This window comes from Paenarthrobacter sp. 22069, assembly GCF_052046035.1.
Classification (GTDB): Bacteria; Actinomycetota; Actinomycetes; order Actinomycetales; family Micrococcaceae; genus Arthrobacter.
On sequence record NZ_JBQEQF010000013.1, the window covers coordinates 84,362 to 101,922 of the forward strand.

Annotated in this window: 16 protein-coding genes; 10 read left to right on the forward strand and 6 right to left on the reverse strand. The window is 66.4% G+C overall.

Annotation, left to right across the window (positions count from 1 at the left end):
• Positions 1 to 66: 66 nt before the first annotated feature.
• A complete protein-coding gene (locus ACTJK0_RS12320; protein ID WP_440745353.1) occupies positions 67 to 1,173 on the reverse strand; it encodes a GTP pyrophosphokinase in 1,107 nt (368 codons plus the stop codon).
• 46 nt (positions 1,174 to 1,219) lie between these two features.
• Positions 1,220 to 2,209: a LacI family DNA-binding transcriptional regulator gene (locus tag ACTJK0_RS12325; RefSeq protein WP_440745412.1), complete on the reverse strand. Its 990-nt coding sequence runs from the start codon at positions 2,207 to 2,209 to the stop codon at positions 1,220 to 1,222.
• A gap of 219 nt (positions 2,210 to 2,428) precedes the next feature.
• Here ACTJK0_RS12325 and uriH point away from each other — a divergent pair, with 219 nt between their 5' ends.
• From uriH to ACTJK0_RS12340, 3 genes are read left to right on the forward strand one after another with little or no spacing between them, the layout of a single operon-like run.
• A complete protein-coding gene (gene uriH / locus ACTJK0_RS12330) occupies positions 2,429 to 3,538 on the forward strand; it encodes a uridine-preferring nucleoside hydrolase UriH (RefSeq protein WP_440745354.1) in 1,110 nt (369 codons plus the stop codon).
• Complete coding sequence (gene uriT / locus ACTJK0_RS12335) at positions 3,539 to 4,966, forward strand: uridine transporter UriT (RefSeq protein WP_440745355.1); 1,428 nt, start codon at positions 3,539 to 3,541, stop codon at positions 4,964 to 4,966. It begins immediately after the preceding gene.
• A complete protein-coding gene (locus ACTJK0_RS12340) occupies positions 4,963 to 5,931 on the forward strand; it encodes a ribokinase (protein ID WP_110542243.1) in 969 nt (322 codons plus the stop codon). The genes uriT and ACTJK0_RS12340 overlap by 4 nt, the downstream gene beginning before the upstream one ends.
• Before the next feature lie 70 nt (positions 5,932 to 6,001).
• Here the strand turns inward: ACTJK0_RS12340 and ACTJK0_RS12345 are convergent, their stop codons facing one another.
• Positions 6,002 to 6,742, reverse strand: a complete 741-nt coding sequence (locus ACTJK0_RS12345; protein ID WP_110542244.1) for an SDR family NAD(P)-dependent oxidoreductase — start codon at positions 6,740 to 6,742, stop codon at positions 6,002 to 6,004.
• Positions 6,743 to 6,787: 45 nt separating this feature from the next.
• The gene (locus ACTJK0_RS12350) at positions 6,788 to 7,435 is read right to left on the reverse strand and encodes a cyclodeaminase/cyclohydrolase family protein (protein WP_440745356.1); all 648 of its coding nucleotides are present in this window, start codon (positions 7,433 to 7,435) and stop codon (positions 6,788 to 6,790) included.
• 138 nt (positions 7,436 to 7,573) lie between these two features.
• Here ACTJK0_RS12350 and ACTJK0_RS12355 point away from each other — a divergent pair, with 138 nt between their 5' ends.
• Positions 7,574 to 8,374: an alpha/beta hydrolase gene (locus ACTJK0_RS12355; RefSeq protein WP_440745357.1), complete on the forward strand. Its 801-nt coding sequence runs from the start codon at positions 7,574 to 7,576 to the stop codon at positions 8,372 to 8,374.
• Positions 8,375 to 8,416: 42 nt separating this feature from the next.
• Complete coding sequence (locus ACTJK0_RS12360) at positions 8,417 to 9,352, forward strand: carbohydrate kinase family protein (protein WP_440745358.1); 936 nt, start codon at positions 8,417 to 8,419, stop codon at positions 9,350 to 9,352.
• A 3-nt stretch (positions 9,353 to 9,355) separates the two neighbouring features.
• Here the strand turns inward: ACTJK0_RS12360 and ACTJK0_RS12365 are convergent, their stop codons facing one another.
• Positions 9,356 to 10,225 (reverse strand): ThuA domain-containing protein, encoded by an 870-nt coding sequence (locus ACTJK0_RS12365; protein WP_110542246.1) that lies wholly within the window; start codon positions 10,223 to 10,225, stop codon positions 9,356 to 9,358.
• 107 nt (positions 10,226 to 10,332) lie between these two features.
• Here ACTJK0_RS12365 and ACTJK0_RS12370 point away from each other — a divergent pair, with 107 nt between their 5' ends.
• Positions 10,333 to 11,625, forward strand: a complete 1,293-nt coding sequence (locus tag ACTJK0_RS12370; RefSeq protein WP_440745359.1) for a C-glycoside deglycosidase beta subunit domain-containing protein — start codon at positions 10,333 to 10,335, stop codon at positions 11,623 to 11,625.
• Positions 11,626 to 11,657: 32 nt separating this feature from the next.
• Positions 11,658 to 13,136, forward strand: a complete 1,479-nt coding sequence (locus ACTJK0_RS12375) for a C-glycoside deglycosidase beta subunit domain-containing protein (protein ID WP_440745360.1) — start codon at positions 11,658 to 11,660, stop codon at positions 13,134 to 13,136.
• A gap of 89 nt (positions 13,137 to 13,225) precedes the next feature.
• Here the strand turns inward: ACTJK0_RS12375 and ACTJK0_RS12380 are convergent, their stop codons facing one another.
• Complete coding sequence (locus ACTJK0_RS12380) at positions 13,226 to 14,170, reverse strand: LysR family transcriptional regulator (protein ID WP_440745361.1); 945 nt, start codon at positions 14,168 to 14,170, stop codon at positions 13,226 to 13,228.
• 237 nt (positions 14,171 to 14,407) lie between these two features.
• On the opposite strand from ACTJK0_RS12380, the gene ACTJK0_RS12385 reads away from it, so the two are divergent.
• The 3 genes from ACTJK0_RS12385 (at position 14,408) to ACTJK0_RS12395 (ending at position 17,556) form a co-directional block, all read left to right on the forward strand.
• Positions 14,408 to 15,703, forward strand: a complete 1,296-nt coding sequence (locus tag ACTJK0_RS12385; RefSeq protein ID WP_440745362.1) for an ABC transporter substrate-binding protein — start codon at positions 14,408 to 14,410, stop codon at positions 15,701 to 15,703.
• Positions 15,704 to 15,858: 155 nt separating this feature from the next.
• Complete coding sequence (locus ACTJK0_RS12390; protein WP_440745363.1) at positions 15,859 to 16,716, forward strand: carbohydrate ABC transporter permease; 858 nt, start codon at positions 15,859 to 15,861, stop codon at positions 16,714 to 16,716.
• 3 nt (positions 16,717 to 16,719) lie between these two features.
• Positions 16,720 to 17,556 (forward strand): carbohydrate ABC transporter permease, encoded by an 837-nt coding sequence (locus tag ACTJK0_RS12395; protein WP_440745364.1) that lies wholly within the window; start codon positions 16,720 to 16,722, stop codon positions 17,554 to 17,556.
• Positions 17,557 to 17,561: the final 5 nt, after the last annotated feature.

Below are 17,561 nucleotides of genomic sequence, written 5' to 3' on the forward strand. Positions count from 1 at the left end.
CGCAGGATGCCCGAGCCTAAGCTCGTGATGGAATCCGGCTCAGCCGCACAGTTCCCACAAACGCCCCTACTTCGCCGTCATCCTGTACCGTTCAATCTGCCGCAGCCGCCGCAGGAGGCTGTCCCGCCGGGGGTGGGGGACGGCGTCGGGCCCCTCGGCGGTCAGGTCCACGTGGGCGGTGCCGTACTGCCACAGCAGCAGGTCGTCCAGGAGCCGGTCCGGGCCGGGGGAGTAGCGGTGGTCCAGGGCCTTGCGCACTTCGGTGATGCGGTTTGCGTTCAGCAGGCCGGCCAGCTGCATGGTCTGGTTCAGGCCGTGCGCGGCCAGCAGTTCCGCGGCCCAGCCCCAGTCGTCGTCCACCTTGCGGTCCACGTGCGGCAGCAGGGTGCGCCAGACATCCCTGATCCGGTTGGGCGTGAGCGGCGCGGCCCCCTCGCCGTCCACATCCCAGTAGCTGCGGACTTCCTCGTACCGCTCATGCAGGTCGGCGAAGGCCGTCTCCACGGTTTCCAGCATGGCGGCGGTGGCCGTGAACTGCCGGTCGAAGTGCGGGGTCCAGGCGCGCGGGTCCTCCGCCTTGAACCGGATGTCATGCTCGATCTCGCTCCATGCATGGGCAAAGATGGTGCGGATCTGGCACTCAAAAAAGTAGCTGCCGTTGGGCTGAAGGTCCGGGTTGAAGACCTGCTGGTACTCCTTGACGGCCTCGTTCTGGATGGTGCGCAGGATCAGGTGCCGGCTGGAGTAGCCGTAGGTGCCGGATTCGATGGAGCCGATGTCCTTCTCCCGGTCGCCGCGGCAGTCGAACAGCTGCCGCTGGCGCTTGATGATGTTGGCCACCGCGGCATTCTCCGCTGGCAGCTTGGTGATCACCCGGATGCCCACCATGTCGTTGAGGGTGCGGAACGGGTCCGGGAACTTCAGCAACCGCCGCCCGCCGGGCTCCAGCGGCTCCTCGGTGCGTGAGATCTTCTCCTTGAAGGACTCCACGGTCTTGGTGCGGCCGGTGACGAACAGGGGCGTGACTTCGGTGTCCTTCAGCATGTCCCGCAGCACCAGCAGGACGTCCCGGGTCACCAGTTTCAGGGCAGGCCGGACGCGTTCGTAGATCTCCACGTTGTGCTGCACGGACTCGCGCAGCGGCTCGTCCAGGCTTTCCCAGTTACTCGGCATGGTCCCAGCTTACGGCCGGGGTCCGACAGGACGCCGTTGACGTCCCCTACGTTTCGGCGGCCGCCGTGGAGCCGCGCACTACCAGCGAGCTTTCCAAAATGAGCTCTTCCTGCTCCAGCGGCTGCCCCTCCATCAACCGGCGCAGCTGCTCCCCGGCCTTGAGGCCCAGCAGCGCCGCGGGCAGGTGCACGCTGGTAAGGCCCGGGCTGCTGGTTGCCGAGTAGGGCAGGTCGTCGAAGCCCGCAACCGCCAGCTCCTCCGGGATCCGCACCCCCTCCACGCGTGCCTCCTGCAGCACGCCGTAGGCGTGGGTGTCCGTGGCACAGACGACGGCGGTCACCCCCTCGCGCTGCCACTCCGGCCACGCTGCGGCAAAGGCGCCCGCCGCATCACCGACGTCGATTGTAGTGGCGGGGATATGATCCGGATCTACCGTCATGCCCCGCGCCGCGGCCGCCGCCAGGAACGCCTCCCGGCGGATGGTGAAGGTCTCCGTTCCCGTCACACTGTCCAGGTAGGCCACGCGGCGGTGGCCCGCACCCGCCAGGTGGGCTGCCAGCTCCCGGGCACCCTGCGCCACGTCCAGGTTTACCGCCGGGGCCAGCGATTCCAGCCCCGGGGCGTCCAGCAAAACCAGCGGACCGGCAACGGAGAGATCGGCCAGGAAGCCGGCGTTCGGCGCATCAACCAAAAGCCCTGCCGGCCGCAGGGACATCAACTTCCGCACGTCGTCGGCCTTGGGGAACTCGCCGGAATCGGTGACGGACAGCAGCAGCTGGTACTGCGGGCCCAGGGACTCCCGTACCCCGCCGATCACCTTGGCGAAGAAGGGGTTGGAAATGTCCGGGGCCACCAGGATCACGATGGAGCTGACGCCTTTTGCGAGCGAGCTGCCGATGCCGTCCACCACGTAGCCCAGCTCGGAAATCGCCTCCCGCACCCGGGAAATGTTGTCCTCGGACACCCGGCCGGCCGTCTTGCCGTTGGCCACCAACGAGACCGTGGCGACGGAAACGCCGGCACGCGCCGCGACCATCGCCGCCGTCACCCGCCGGGGCCTGCCCCGCTGCTGCAGCTGTTCCCCGGATTCCATACATCGATCCTATCCGCCACAGCGCACGCCAGAAGCCCCAGTGCATCAAGCGCTTGACGTGGGCAAATGCAGAAGCAGCGTTAAGCGTTTGACGTAGGCCACAAAATCCTGCCATGATCACTCCCGGAAGACTGAAAACCCTGCCGTCCCCGGCAGGCCCCAATGACGTGGAGAACCATCGTGGAACCAAATCCCCGAACCAGCCCAAGCCAGCCCCTGAAGGGCCGGCAGTGGACGAATCCAACAGAGCGCAGGCAGATCATCCTGGACTGCGACCCCGGCCACGATGACGCCGTGGCCTTGCTGCTCGCGCACGGCAACCCCACCATCGACCTGCTGGCCGTCACCACCGTGGTGGGCAACCAGACGCTCGAAAAAGTCACCCGCAACGCCCTCGCCGTCGGCACCATCGCCGGCATCACCGGCGTCCCCTTCGCCGCCGGCTGCCCTCGCCCCCTGGTACGGAGCATCGAAACCGCGCCGGACATCCACGGCGAATCCGGCATGGACGGCCCCGCCCTCCCGGAGTCCACCATCGAACTGGACCCGCGCCACGCCGTCGACCTCATCATCGACACCGTGATGGCGCACGAGCCCGGCACCGTCACCCTGGTGCCCACCGCCGGCCTGACCAACATCGCCATGGCCGCCCGCAAGGAACCGCGCATCGTGGAACGCGTGAAGGAGGTAGTCCTCATGGGCGGCGGCTACCACGTGGGCAACTGGAGTGCCGTGGCTGAATTCAACATCATCATCGACCCCGAGGCCGCCCACATCGTCTTCAACGAGAAGTGGCCGGTGGTCATGGTGGGCCTGGATCTCACCCACCAGGCGCTGGCCACCCCGGACGTGGTGGAAAAGATCGCCGCCATCGGCACCACGCCCGCCAAGTTCGTCACCGAACTGATGGACTTCTTCGCCCACACCTACAAGGATGCCCAGGGCTTCGACTACCCGCCCGTCCACGATCCCTGCGCCGTGGCCTACGTCATCGACCCCAGCATCGTCAGCACCCGCAAGGTTCCCGTCAACATCGAGCTGCAGGGCGCCCTCACCCTCGGCATGACCGTCGCCGATTTCCGGGCCCCGGCACCCGCCGATTGCCACACCAGCGTTGCGGTGGACCTGGACCACGGACGGTTCTGGGACCTCGTCACCGACGCCCTGGTACGCATCGGCGAGCCGGGCAGCGGGAACACCTCCAGCGCTGGCAACACGTCCGACGTCGAACGCCAGGCAAGTGCCTCCCTCACCACCGGAGGGGTCAAGTAAATGACTGCCACCCTGACCGGCGCCAAGACCGGCCGCGGCAACACCGCCGCCCTCATGACCGCCCTGCTGGCAGCCTGCGTGGCCTTCCAGCTCAACGCCTCCATGCTCAGCCCTGCACTGGTCACCATGGGCGAGGAACTCAAGACCGATCAGGCCGTAATCGGCCTCTCCCAGACCTGGTTCTTCACCGCCGCCGCCCTCTTCTCCCTGTTCCTGCCCCGCCTGAGCGACATCGTGGGCCGCAAGAAGGTCCTGGTGGGCATGATGGTCCTCATGGCCGTGGGGTCCGTGATCGCGGCCCTCGCGCCCGACGTCACCTGGCTCTTCGTAGGCCGGATCATCCAGGGCGTCAGCGGACCCACGGTGCCGCTCTGCCTGATCATGCTGCGCTCCGCCGTCAGCAACCCCCGCAAATACGGCACCCTGATGGGCCTCATCACCGCCGTCAACGGCGGCGTCGCCGGTGTGGACTCCTTCGTGGGCGGCTACTTCGCCGAGCACTTCGGCTTCCGCAGCATCTTCTGGCTGATGGTGGTCCTGGCCGTCGCTGCCACGGCCCTCGTGGTGTTCCTCGCCTCCGAAAGCAAGCCCGCAGCCGGCACCCGGATGGACTGGCTGGGCGTGTTCTTCATCGTGGTGGCCGTTGGGGCGCTGCTGACCGCCCTGAATGAAGGCTCCAAGCTGGTGGCCGGGTTCTCCTCCGCCACCCTGCTGCTGAGCCTGGCTCTGGTCCTCGTGTCCGCCGTCGCGTTCTTCGCCTTCTGGCGCACCGAACAGCGCACCGCCCAGCCCATGGTGGAAACCGTGCACCTGCGCCAGCGCTCCACCTGGGCGCCGCTGCTGACCACCACGCTGACCATGACTGGCATCTTCGCCGTCATCAACGGCATCGTCCCCGCCTACGTCCAGGCCGCCGCCCCCGGATTCGGCATCGGACCCACGGAAATGTCGCTGATCATCCTCACCCCGTACGCCCTGCTCGGCTGGCTGGTCGGACCGCTCAGCGGCAGGCTGGCCCCGGTCCTCGGGTACACCAAGGTTCTCCGCATCGGCCTCCTCGGCAGCATCGCCGCGCTCGCCGTCATCGCGTTCCTGGGACTGGACAGCCTGCCGATGATGATCGCCGGAACGGTCTTGCTGGGCATCATGTACGCCGGTACGGTCAACATCATGCTCAACGGACTCGGCGTTGTCCTCTCGCCCGCCGGCAACCCCGGCTTCCTGCCCGGCATGAACGCCGGCGCCTTCAACCTCGGCGCAGGCCTCAGCTTCCTTGTCCTGCCGGCCGTGCTGGTGGCGACGTCGGCGCTCGGCGATGCGAAGGCCTCCTACCTGACCGTCGTGGTCGTCGGCCTGGCGCTGACCGTCGCCGCCTTCGCAGCGTCCCTGCTGATCCCCAAGCCGGTCGAGGCCGAGGTGGCGCCATGAGTGCCGCGGCCGCCGCTTCTGGCGGGATCGTCGTCGTCGGTTCCCTCAACGCAGACCTCACCATCTACTGCGACCGCCTGCCGCAGCCCGGCGAAACCGTCCAGGGCAACGGGTTCGCCGTTAACCCCGGCGGCAAGAGCGCCAACCAGGCCGTGGCCGCCGCCCGGCTGGGAGGGCGGGTCAGCCTGGTCGGCGCGGTGGGGGAGGACGCCAACGGCAACATGCTTGAGGCCTCGGTAGCCGGGGCCGGAGTGGATGTCAGCCATGTCCGCACATCCAGCGAACCCACCGGCGTGGCCGTCATCGCCGTGGACGCCCGGGGCGAAAACAACATCATCATCTCCGCCGGCGCCAACGGCACCCTGTCCCCGGCGGACGTTGCCGCGGCGTCGGACGTGCTGGACGGGGCCGCCGTCGTGAGCCTCTGCCTGGAGGTGGCCATGGAGACCGTGCTGGCGGCCGCGCAGGCAGGGCACGACGCCGGCGGCACAGTTCTGCTGAATCTCTCGCCGTACGCGGAGATCCCGTCAGCCCTGGCCGGGCTGGCGGATGTGCTGCTGGTTAACGCCCACGAAGCAGCGCTGTTCCTGGGTGACGGGGCGCCCATGCCGGACGCCGCTGCGCCCGCCGCCGAGTGGGACGCGGTGCGCGAACGGTTCGCGGGCCACGGCATCCAGCAGGTCCTGCTGACCCTGGGCTCCCAGGGGTCCGTGGTGCTGGATTCCCTGGGCCCGAACGGCTCCCGCGTCATCCGGGTCCAGCCCACCGAGGTTCACGCCGTGGACACCACCGGCGCCGGCGACGCCTTCACCGGAGCGGTGGCCGTGCGCCTGGCCGCCGGCGATGCGCTCGCCGACGCAGCAGCTTTCGCCTCCGTGGCCGCCGCCCTGGCCACCACCCGCAAAGGCACGCAGGCGGCGTACCCTGAGACGGCCGACGTCGAACGGCGCCTGCGCACGCCCTAAACCCCATCGACTGCTCCGTATTTGCCGTTTTCGAGCGTGAATACGACAAGTACGGAGCAATGGATTGGGTTCAGCCCACCGCGTCCAGGGTCACCTCGGTGTGCTCCGCGAGCCGGGCCAGCAGGGCGTCCTGGAAGCCGGGGTCGTTGGCGGCAGCATGGGGCGTTTGCCGTTGCCCGTGGTACCAGTAGCCGCCGCTGGAGAGGGCCTCGGGATCGTCGCTGGTGGCCAGCCATTCCTGGGTCCGATGGCCCAGTTCCAGGTCATCCGGGGCTGACCGGCCGCCCATCCGGGTGGGCACCCAACCGGGGTCGACGGCGTTGCTGGCGACGTGCGGCACCAGCCTGGCCAGCGCTGCCGACAACGCAGTGACCTGCAGCTTGGTGGTGGAGTAGGAAGCCGTCGTCGTCCGTCCTGCCCAGTCCAGGCCGTCCAGGCCGGTGGTGCCGCCGCGGTGCATGCCGCTGCTGAGGTACACGAGCCGGCGCGGGCCGGGGATGAGGGCCGTCAGCAGGTAGGGGGCCACCACGTTGACCGGCAGCAGGGCCGGGCCGCTGAGCACGCCGGCGTTGTGAATGACCGCGTCAATGCCGCCGATGCCGTTGGCCTGCTCCGCAATCTGCCGGATGTCCGCAGTCACGGCCAGGTCCCCGAGGACGCACTGCGCCCCGCGGTCCAGCAGGTGCTGAACCGCGGGGAGCCGCTTGGAGGACCGCGCGTGGACAATCACCTCGTGCCCCTCCCGGAGCAGCGTCTCCGCCGCCGCCAGGCCAAGCCCGTCCGTGGATCCGGTGATGAAAACGCGTGCCATGCGCGGCCCTCCCTGAATTGCTTGTGGTTCCCAGTATCGTCCCGTTCAAGCGGCGTCGGTGGGCGCGGCCCTGTGGTCTATCGCTGCCGTCAGCTCGTCGATCCGCTTTATGGCGGCATTCAGCTTCTCGACGCTGGCCCACAGGTCCGGATGCTGTTCCCGGACCTCGTCAAGGCCGGTACCCGCGGAGCGGAGCGAGCCCAGGTCGAAGCTGACGTTGGTGCGTGCCCCGGCGACGGCGGCGCGGAGGGCGCCGAACGCGACGACGACGTCCGCCACCAATGCCCGGTTGCCCTTGGTTGCAAGCCAGGCGAGATCGTCAATGGCGTCGATGGCCCGTTCGCCGAGGACGGCAGAGGAGGCCGCCGCTTCCACGGATGCCTGCCGTATCGCTTCGTCCCGCTCCTTGCCGGGTTCCAGCCGGAACGCGGCACCGAATGCCTTCGAGGCGGCGGCGTCGTCATCGGCCAGGTCCAGGGCTTCCTTGCGCAGCGCCTGGGCCCGGCCGCGGATCCTGTCCGGCTCGCCGCCGTCGTCATCGCTGTAACCGGCAACCATGGACGTCAGGGACGCCGCGACGGCGAGCATCAGCCCCGTCCCCGCACCGCCGCCCGGGGACCCTGTGGACTCCGCCAGTGCGCGCGTCCATTCCTCCACCGTTGATGCCTGCGTGGTCACTTCCTGATCTTCCATGCGGGAACCGTGCCCACAGGATGCTGCGGCTAAACGGACCGCCGCGTGGCGCGCCGCACGAACTAGCCCAGTTTCGAGGGTTCTGCCTGAGGATACAAGGCCCACTTCCGGTGATGGGGGCAGCTAAAGTGGGCCAGTGTGACGCAACGCCACCGCTATGAATACGGCCAGGACCCGAGCCAGTGGGGTGAACTTTTCCTGCCGGACCTCCCGGCCGGCGGGAAACACCGGGGCGTGGTGGTGGTGATCCATGGCGGCTACTGGCGCTCCACGTATGGGGCCGAACTGGGTGAACCGCTGGCGAAGGACCTGGCGGAACACGGCATGGCTGCCTGGAACCTCGAGTACCGGCGCGCCGGGAACGGCGGGGGCTGGCCCGGCACGTTCCAGGACATCCTGGCCGGAATCGACAAACTCGCCGCGCTCGCCGGGCCGCACGGCCTGGACCTGGGCAAGGTGGTGGCCCTGGGGCATTCCGCGGGCGGCCACCTGGCTGTGTGGGCTGCCGGGCGGGACCGGCTGGGGAGGCTTGGCCTGACGGCGGCTGACCGTGGGGTACAGGCTCACGGGGACGGCGTCCCCCTGACCGGGGTGGTGAGCCAGTCCGGCGTCCTGGACTTGGCGGGGGCCGAAAGGCTCAACCTCAGCAACGGCGCGGCAGCCAACCTGCTGGGTGGACCGTCGTCGGACATTCCGGAACGGTTCAAGTATGCGGACCCGATGGCCGCCCTCCCACTGGACGTGCCCGTCTACGCCGTCCACACGGACGACGACGACGACGTCCCGCTGGCCATGTCCGCCGCGTACGTGCAGGCGGGCAGTTTGGGTCCGGTGCCCCCGCAGCTGGTCACCGTTCCGGGGGACCACTTTGCGCTGATTGACGTCACGTCCGAGGCCTACCGGACGTGCCGGGAGCTGGTTGGCCGGCTGCTCCGCTGAGACGAACTGCTGAGGCCGCCCCGTTTCTGGCAGAGTATGTCCATGCTCACAGTTATCGGCGAAGGCCTTGTTGACGTTGTCCAGCGTGCCTCCGGCATTGAGGCCCACGTGGGCGGCAGCCCGCTCAACGTTGCCGTGGGCCTGGCGCGGCTGGACCACCCGGTGCAGTTCATCGGCCGTTACGGCCGGGACGCCTACGGTGACTCGGTGGCGGCCCACCTGCGCTCCAGTTCAGTGATGCTGCCGGTGCCGCCGGACGACCTGCCCACCAGCGTGGCCACTGCGCTGATTGACGACGACGGTGCCGCCACCTATACGTTCGACCTCACCTGGGAGCTGCCGGGCATCACCGACCGGCTCGGCTTCATGCTGCGGGGCACCACCCTGCTGCACACCGGCTCCATCGCCACCATGCTGATGCCGGGTGCCACCGAGGTGCTGGCCGCCGTCGAATTTGCCCACCCGTCGGCCACCATCAGCTTCGACCCCAACTGCCGGCCGACCATCGTCACCGATGTGGACTTCGCGCGCCGGCAGGCGGAAAAATTCGTCACGCTCTCCGACGTGGTGAAGGCCTCGGATGAGGACCTGGCCTGGCTGTACCCCGGGCAGGACGTCCTGGACTCGGCCCGCAAATGGCTGGCCCTGGGCGGCGAGGAGGGCCCTGCCCTGGTGGTGGTCACCCGCGGCGCGGACGGGCCCTGGGGCGTCTGCCGGACCGGCGAAGCCAAGGTTGCCGCGCCCCGGGTTGAGGTGGCGGATACCGTCGGGGCGGGCGACTCCTTCATGGCGGCGCTGCTCTCCGGCCTCGTGGACAGGGAACTGGACGGCGCCCAGAACCGCCAGGAACTGCGCGAACTCCCTGCCGAAGGCCTCGCCGAACTGCTGGCCCACGCCGCCAAGGCTGCTGCCGTCACGGTCTCCCGCCCAGGGGCCAACCCGCCCACGCGGGCCGAGCTGAACGCACTGGGCGGGTAGCCGCTACCCCTCCTGGTTGTAGTAGGGCCAGGGAAGGAAGCGGCGCTCACCCCTGCGGTCCGGCCCTTCGAGCGTGACCTTGCCCGTGGCCGCCCATTCGACGCCGCGGGGGAACATCCGGATGAATTCAATCCGCCGGAAGGTGTCGATGTCGTGCCCGATGGTGATGGTGAAGCTGCGGCCGTTGCCGTAGTTGTTGATCCAGGCCAGCGGTTGCAGGGTGTTGATGCCGGGAAGGCCGCTGGGTCCTTCCGGCGGGATGGCCACCGGATAGTGGGACATCGGCCACATGGGTGCTTGCTCGTACGATTCCAGATCATCAAACACTGAGAGAAGCACCTCCGCTCCTTCGTGCAGCTCCACCCCGGTGAGGATGTCATCGCCCGTTACCGTCCAGGTTTTGCTGATGCCCTCGGTGATGGGATGGCGTGGTTCGGCCGTCTGGAGCAGCGCCTCACCCCAGGGGCGGGGGCGCAGGCCGGTGGGAACGCTGAGCTTCGCGCCCCGCATGGTGTTGTACTCCTCGGGATATCCCCAGTCGTCCTCCTGCACGGCAGAGCCGTGGAACCAGACCATGCCCTTGCCGTCTTCGTGGACAAATTTCAGCAGGGCGGCGTCGGTTTCAGCGCCGAAGCCCACCGCCTTCTCGTGGTAGCCGTCGCGGCCTTCGAACACCACAATCACAACGTCGTATTTGTCGATCACGCTCGCCCCGAGGCCGCGCGGATCCTCCACCACGCGCACCCGGAACCGGCCGGTGTCTTCCAGTACTGACGTCAGCCACTGGTTGTGCTGGCGGAAGCTGCGGAATTCGTTGTCGTGTTCCCGGGTCATATGCCCGGAGAGGATGAGGGCGTTCAGGATGTCGGTCATGGCACCATTGCCTCGCTTCGGTAGTTTGGAAGAAAGTCTACAAACTTTTGCTGGAATCTAACATAACGATGTTACGCTGGTTCTGCACCTAGAGAGAGTGAGCAATGATGCTTCTCGAAAGAGACCTCATCCAGTCATCCGGCTTCCGCAACGTGCGTGAGGGCGGCAGAATCACGGGCTTCCAGTTCCGGCTCCGGATGCCTTCCTACCGGGGAATGGCAGCCTCCCTGATCGACGGCGTCGCCGTGCGCGTGGGGAACCTCGTGGACGTACCGGCCGACGTTCCCCGCTGGACCTTCGGCGGCAGGCAGTACTCGCTGCAGGAACTCTGGAACAGCGACGGCGTCCGCTGGCCCCTGGAGGAGGCGGCCCTGGTCACGGTTCCGTTCGACGGCGGCCTTCCGCAGGGAGTCCATGAGCTCAGCATTGAGCTCCGGCTCCGGATGTCCTACATTCCGCTGGAGCACCAGCCCTCCACCTACCGCGTCAGCCGCGCGGTCACCCTCGCCCCCGAGGGCGGCGAGGGCACCTTCCGCTACGGCGTGTCCCTCTACAGCTACATGGACGACTTCGGCACCGTGATGGACCTCGAGACTGCCCTGGCCTCCGTCGCCGACGTCGGGGCCACCGGCGTCGAGATCCTCGGTGAGGCGCACGTGCCGCACTATCCCGAGCCCTCCACCACCTGGACCGACAACTGGTTCGCGCTCCTGGAGAAGTACTCCCTGGAGCCCACCAACTATGGCTCCTGGATTGATACCCGGCTGCACCCCGGCCGGTCCATGACGGTCACCGAAGGCGCCGCGGCGCTGCAGCGGGACCTGAGGCTTGCCCACCGCCTCGGGTTCAGCTTTGTCCGGCCCAAGATCGGCGTGGTCTCCAGCGACCTGGTTCCGGACCCCATCTGGACCGAATCGGTGGAGCGCTCGCTGGACCTGGCGCATGAACTGGGCGTCATCATCTGCCCCGAAATCCACTCGCCGACCCCCATCAAGCACCCGGTGGTGGACGATTACATTGCCCTCATCGAGCGGACCGGCACCAAGAACTTCGGCCTCCTCATCGACACCGGAATCTTCCAGGACCGCCCCATCCCGCTGCGGCAGGGCGAGACCCGCGAAACCCGCCCGGCCTTCCTGGACGGCATTGGCGTCGATCCCGCTGACTTCGCCCAAATCGCCCAGTACGTGGTCTTCATCCAGGCCAAGTTCCACGACATCAACGAACAGCTCGAGGACCAGCAGATTCCGTGGCTCCCGGTCCTGAAAGCCCTCAAGGACGCCGGATACACGGGCTACCTCTCCAGCGAGTACGAAGGTGAACGGACCCCCTGGCGGGCGATCGAACAGGTCCGTCGCCAGCACGCGCTGATCCGCCGCATCGCCGGCCAACTCGACTGACCACCGCCGCGCCAACATTGAAGAGTGACACCATGCCCAACGGACTTATTGATGATGCAAGCCTGCGCACGCACCCGGACGGTCTCGCGCTGTCCCTGACCATCCCGTGGTACCGGAGCCTGTGGCTCTCCTCGGTATCCAAGATGACCCTCTCCGTGGATGGACAGGAGGTTCCGCAGGAGGACCTGAGCCTTGAACTGGACGGAACGCGGTACGCGCTGGCCGACCTGCCCGCCCAGAGCGAAACGCTGTGGTACCTCCAGCAGCACCCCCATCTGATCGCCAGGCGCGATACGCCTGTGGTTCTGGGCGAGGTGCACGCTGTTGCGATCAGCGGAGAGCTGAGGCTGCCGTACATGCAGATTGCGCCCGGTGAGGAGGGCGGTCCGGGCATGTATGTCCCCAACTTCGTGCGCCAGTACCTGGAGCTCACGGTGATGGACCGGGACGCGCCGGCACCGGAGCTGGCAGCGGTAACTGCGCCTGCCCCGCAGCGTACCGCGGAAGACCCCTTTAAGCTGGGGCTGACCCTCTACTCAGCAAGCGCCGAATTCCGTGCCGGCTGGTACGACTTCGACGGCCTGCTCAAGCGTGTCGCGGACCTGGGCATCGGCCCCGGCATCGAAATCGTCGCCTCGCAGGTGCTGCCCACGTATCCCGTGGTGGACGACGGGTTCGTGCGCACCTGGAAGGCTGCCTTCGACAAGTATGGCTTCGATGCCAGCTCCTTCGGGGCCAACCTTGACATGGGCCGGCGCCGTGACCGCGACATGACCCCGGACGAGGAATTCGAGTTCACCAGGACCTTGTTCCAAGGCGCCAAGATGCTTGGCTTCCCGCTGGTGCGCATCCAGAGTGCGAAGCCGCAGCTGCTCCGCCGGCTCCTGCCGCTCGCAGAACAGCTCGAACTGAAGCTGGCCTACGAGATCCACGCGCCCCTGGGGCCCAACTCCCCGGAAATCATGAAGGTCCGTGACGTGTACGCGGAGCTCGATTCGCCGTTGCTCGGATTCGTGGCCGATTTCTCGTCAACCATGCACAGCATGTCGCCGACGCTGCTGCGTGCAGTCCGCCGTGCAGGTCTTGACGATGAAGCCATCGATAGGCTGCAGGCCATTTGGGCCACCGATGCCACCATGCGTGAACGCCAGGAGGAATTCATCGGTTACCTGCGCAGCCGGGGCTTCGACCCGGGCCGCCTCGGCTCCTTCGCCCACCTGGCCTTCAATATGCATGGCAACGTCCAGCCCACGGAGTGGGCCGATATCATGCCGCAGATCATGCACGTCCATGCGAAGTTCTACGACATCGACGACGACGGCAACGAACCGGCGATCGACTATCCGGAGCTGGTCCGCGTCTTTGTCGACGGCGGCTACCGCGGGTACTGGTCCAGTGAGTGGGAGGGACACGCTTTCGCCGAACTCGGCGAGGTGGACCCGCTCCTGCTGGTGCGGAAGCAGCACGACCTCATCCGGAAGAGCATGCGGTCCGTGCCGGCCTCCACCTAAGCGGCAGCATTCCAACTGAGGGGCCCGGCCGGGATACCGGCCGGGCCCTTGGTCTCCAAGCGCGCCCGTGCCTTACGTGCCCGCGTCTCTTATGTGCCCCCCTTGGCAGCGGACGCCGCCACCATGTCTGCGGCCTCCTTGAAGAGACCCCGCATCCACTCATGCTCTGAGTCCCGGTCGTGCACGGGATGCCACCACAGGGCGTTCACCAGGGGAGTGGCATCAAACGGCAGCGGCAGGACACGGACGCCGTCGAGCTGCAGCGCAAAAGGGGCAAGGGCGGACTGGATCAGTCCTATCCGCTGCGTACCCGCCACGAAATGCGGGAGCGAGAGGAAGCTTTCAACAACCACATCCACCCGCGGCTCAATCCCCAGCTGCTGGATCTGGCGCTGGGCCGAGGTGAACGCGGACCGGGACTGGTACGTCATGACCCACGGCAGTTCCGCAATGTTCTCCATGGTGATGTCTGTGCCCACAGCATCGTTGGATGCGGAGACAACGGCCACCCACCCGTCGCGCCACAGGTCCTGGTACGGCAGTCCGTTGAGGAAGCCATGCGGGATCACCATGCCGTCTACGGAACGAAGCCGGTTGGCGGCGTCCTCCACCACCAACGGATTGTGGAGCATGAACCGGAAGCGCACTCCCGGGGCACGCTCTGCCGCAAGCTCCGAAACAGCGCGTCCGATGGTGCTGAACCCGTAGTCCGAACCATAGATCAGGAACTCCCGCTCGGATTCGGCCGGCTCCCACGTCGCCTGGCTCTCAAAGACACGGCGGGCCGCCTCCAGGGCAGTGGTGGTGTGCTCCGCAAGCCGCAGCGCGAAGGGGGTGAGCTCATAGGCATTGCCCCTCCGCGCCAGGATCGGATCCCCGAAGTGTGACCGCAGCCGCCCCAACGAAGCGCTCAGGGCGGGCTGGCTCAAATGCAGCCGCTCTGCTGCCCGCGTCACGCTGCGCTCGGTGATCAATGCATCGAGCGAAATCAGGAGGTTGAGGTCGAGCCGGGACAGTTGGGAATAGTTCGTCATGGAACAGGTCTTCCACTCGTGAAGTACGTCACCCCAGCTTATCAGTGCCGCCGATATGAAGCGCTTGCTGCATCATTTCCTACTATGTCAACCGGGTGGATTTGTGCACCACGGCCAGACTTATGTCTGTCATAGCAAAGACTTATGTGCTTTTCCTGCACATCTCCCTCATACTTAGGAGTGACCGGGGTCACCGCTCCCGGATGTTCTTCGACAACGAAGTCTGAAAGGCTGAACATGACACAGCACCGCCGCTCCGCGGGTTTGAAGGTTATCGGCGTCCTCGCCGTCCCCACCATCGCGGCCCTTGCTCTCACCGGCTGCTCAAGCCCTGCCGGCAGCAACTCACCTGCGGGTGGGTCCAAGGAGTTTTCCCTGTCGTTCGCGACGTCCAACACCATGGAGAGCCCCTTCCAGGTGTTGGCAGAGAGCTACATGAAGTCGCACCCCGACGTGAAGATCACGTTCAACCCGCAGCCGAACGATTCGTATGACCAGACCCTGCGGACCCAGCTCCAGGCCGGCAACGCCTCGGACATCGTGGTCACCACCCCCGGTTCGGGCCAGGGACGCAGCATTCTGCCCCTCGCCGAGGCCGGCTTCCTGGAGCCGCTGGACGACGCTGCCAAGAAGCTGGTCCCCGAAGGAAGCACCAGCCTTTTCGGCAAGGATGACAAGGTTTACGGGCAGGCCGCGGAAATTACCGTCGTTGGCCTGGTAGCGAACGAGACTGCGGCGAAGGCTTCAGGCGTTGCCGACTTCCCGTCGGATTTCTCCGCGCTTGAACAGCAGTGCAAGACCCTGCAATCCAACGGCAAGTCGTTCTTTGCCGTGGCCGGGTCAGCCGCCCCCAACACCGGGCTGATGGCAATGTCGCTCGCGGGATCCCGGGTTTACGCCGACGACCCGAAGTGGAACGAAAAGCGTGCGAACAACCAGACCACGTTCGCCGGTTCTGACGGCTGGAAGTCGGCCCTCGAGGCCGTCAGCAAACTCAATGACGCCGGTTGTTTCCAGCAGGGCGTTGCAGGTGCGGGCTTTGACGCCATCACCCAGGGCCTGGCCACCGGAACTTCGCTTGCCGGCTTCATCCCCGCCCCCAGCTGGAAGCAGCTGAAGTCGGCGGCAGCCAGCTCGGACTTCGATGTCCGCGCATTGCCTGCGGAGAAGGACCACAAGGCCTTCACCTACGCAAGCGCCAACTACGCATTCTCGATCAACGCCGCTTCCAAGAACAAGGACGCAGCCCGGGCCTTCCTCGACTGGACGGCCGAGCCCGAACAGACCAAGGCTTTCGCGGAGATCGACGGCGCCCTGCCGGTCAGCGGCCTGGACAGCTACGACTTCAGCAGCGGCGCGTACAAGAATGTCGCCGACCTTATCAAGGGTGGAAAGTATGGCCCGCTGCCGAACACGCAGTGGCCAAACTCGGCGGTCTACGACGCCCTCGCGTCCGGCGTGCAGGGGCTGATCACCGGCCAGAAGACGGCTGACCAGGTCCTTCAGTCCATGGACGCCGCCTGGGGACAGTAAAGTCCGCCGACAACCAAGTTCCGACGACTCAAAGGGACAAGCAAGGAATACCATGACTGCGACGATGCAACCCAAAAGCGAAGCAGCTGAAGCACCCCGGCGAGGCAGGCGCGCACCGGGGGCGGGNCAAGACCGCCCGCCCCCGGTCCCGCTCCATGGAGTTCGGACACTGGTGGTGGGCACTCCCCGGAATCGCCCTCGTGGTGGCCATTCACTACGTGGCCACCGGAATTGGCGGCTTCTTTGCGTTCACCAACTGGACCGGGATCGGATCCTTCAAGATCACCGGGTGGCAAAACTTTGAGGTGATCTTCAAAGACCCCACCAAGGTGGGCGCCCTTTCCAACACCCTGTTCCTGGCCTTTGGCTCGGTGCTGCTGGGCAACATTGCCGGGTTGGTGATCGCGCTGGGACTGAACCGCGTCCTCAAGACGCGCTACATCCTGCGCACACTCTTCTTTATGCCGGTGGTGCTCAGTCCCCTTGCCACCGCTTACATCTGGAAATACATCTTCGATTTCAACGGTCCCATCAACGTCATCCTCAAGTCGATCGGCGCAGGCGGGCTGGCCAAGCCGTGGCTTGCCGATCCACAGTGGGCCATCTGGACCGTCCTGGTGGTGCTGGTCTGGTCCTCCACCGGCTTTGCCATGGTGATCTTCATGGCGGGCCTGGCCGGAGTTCCGGTTGAAGTGGAGGAGGCGGCCGCCATCGACGGGGCCAACCTGTGGCAGCGCTTCTCCAACGTCACACTGCCGGCGATCCGCCCCGCCGTCGCCATCGCCACGACGCTGGGGATTGTGCAGGGCCTCCGGGTCTTCGACCCCATCATGGCGCTCACCGGCGGCGGTCCGGCCGGCGCAACCGAAACGCTGGCCACCCAGGTTTACAAGCAGGCGTTTGCGCTGGGCAACTTTGGCGGCGGCGCCGCCCTGGCCCTGGTGCTTGCCGCGATCATCCTGATCTTCGCCGTAATTCAGCAGCGGCTGACGCGATCGAACCCTGAGGACTAACCCATGTTCCGTTACACCAAACTGACCCTGCTCCGGGAAATTGGCCTCTGGGCACTCGCCCTGGTCTTCCTTGCCCCGTTCTACTTTCTGGTGACCACGGCTTTGAAGCCGGACAGCGAAATGTACACCACATCGGCGCTGGCGCTCCCCGCCAACCCGGACTTCAGCAACTTCGTCAAAGTCCTGACGGCCACAGGCAACTCGAACGTCGTCGCGGGCCTGGTCAACAGCATCATCATCACGGCCGGAAGCATTGTTGGGCTGATCGCGCTGGGGTCGATTACGGGCTACGTCATTTCGCGCAGCACCCGCCGCTGGAGTAAAGCGGCCTACTTCCTCTTCCTGGTGGCCATCATTCTTCCGGGCCAGCTCGGTGCCGTGCCGCTGTACATGGGCGCCCGTGCCCTCGGGTTGACGGGTTCGGCCTGGGGCCTGATCGTGCTGTTCACGGGAATGCTCCTGCCGCTGTCGATCTTCCTGTACGCGAACTTTTTCCGCGGCCTGGGCACGGACTACGAGGAAGCGGCCACCATCGACGGTGCCACCAAGACGCAGATCTTTTCCAAGGTGGTGTTCCCGATGATGGCTCCTGCCACCGGGACGGTCACCATTTTCGCCGGGCTCATCGTATGGAATGACTTCTTCACGTCACTGATCTTCCTTGGTGGATCCGCCAACCAGACCCTGCCGGTGGCCATGTACTACTTCATCGGCTCCCTGGTATCGAAGTGGAACTCCATCTTTGCCATAGTCATCGTGTCGATGGTCCCCATCCTGGCGCTGTTCCTCTTCGCGCAGAAGCGCTTCATCCAGGGCTTCTCCGGCGGCCTTAAAGGCTGATCCAC

Excerpts from the sequence above, each read along its gene's own strand:
- ACTJK0_RS12320 (WP_440745353.1), bottom strand. The coding sequence starts at position 1,173 with ATGCCGAGTAACTGGGAAAGCCTGGACGAGCCGCTGCGCGAGTCCGTG.
- ACTJK0_RS12325 (WP_440745412.1), bottom strand. The coding sequence starts at position 2,209 with ATGGTCGCGGCGCGTGCCGGCGTTTCCGTCGCCACGGTCTCGTTGGTG.
- uriH (WP_440745354.1), top strand. The coding sequence starts at position 2,429 with ATGACGTGGAGAACCATCGTGGAACCAAATCCCCGAACCAGCCCAAGC.
- uriT (WP_440745355.1), top strand. The coding sequence starts at position 3,539 with ATGACTGCCACCCTGACCGGCGCCAAGACCGGCCGCGGCAACACCGCC.
- ACTJK0_RS12340 (WP_110542243.1), top strand. The coding sequence starts at position 4,963 with ATGAGTGCCGCGGCCGCCGCTTCTGGCGGGATCGTCGTCGTCGGTTCC.
- ACTJK0_RS12345 (WP_110542244.1), bottom strand. The coding sequence starts at position 6,742 with ATGGCACGCGTTTTCATCACCGGATCCACGGACGGGCTTGGCCTGGCG.
- ACTJK0_RS12350 (WP_440745356.1), bottom strand. The coding sequence starts at position 7,435 with ATGGAAGATCAGGAAGTGACCACGCAGGCATCAACGGTGGAGGAATGG.
- ACTJK0_RS12360 (WP_440745358.1), top strand. The coding sequence starts at position 8,417 with ATGCTCACAGTTATCGGCGAAGGCCTTGTTGACGTTGTCCAGCGTGCC.
- ACTJK0_RS12365 (WP_110542246.1), bottom strand. The coding sequence starts at position 10,225 with ATGACCGACATCCTGAACGCCCTCATCCTCTCCGGGCATATGACCCGG.
- ACTJK0_RS12370 (WP_440745359.1), top strand. The coding sequence starts at position 10,333 with ATGCTTCTCGAAAGAGACCTCATCCAGTCATCCGGCTTCCGCAACGTG.
- ACTJK0_RS12375 (WP_440745360.1), top strand. The coding sequence starts at position 11,658 with ATGCCCAACGGACTTATTGATGATGCAAGCCTGCGCACGCACCCGGAC.
- ACTJK0_RS12380 (WP_440745361.1), bottom strand. The coding sequence starts at position 14,170 with ATGACGAACTATTCCCAACTGTCCCGGCTCGACCTCAACCTCCTGATT.
- ACTJK0_RS12385 (WP_440745362.1), top strand. The coding sequence starts at position 14,408 with ATGACACAGCACCGCCGCTCCGCGGGTTTGAAGGTTATCGGCGTCCTC.
- ACTJK0_RS12390 (WP_440745363.1), top strand. The coding sequence starts at position 15,859 with ATGGAGTTCGGACACTGGTGGTGGGCACTCCCCGGAATCGCCCTCGTG.
- ACTJK0_RS12395 (WP_440745364.1), top strand. The coding sequence starts at position 16,720 with ATGTTCCGTTACACCAAACTGACCCTGCTCCGGGAAATTGGCCTCTGG.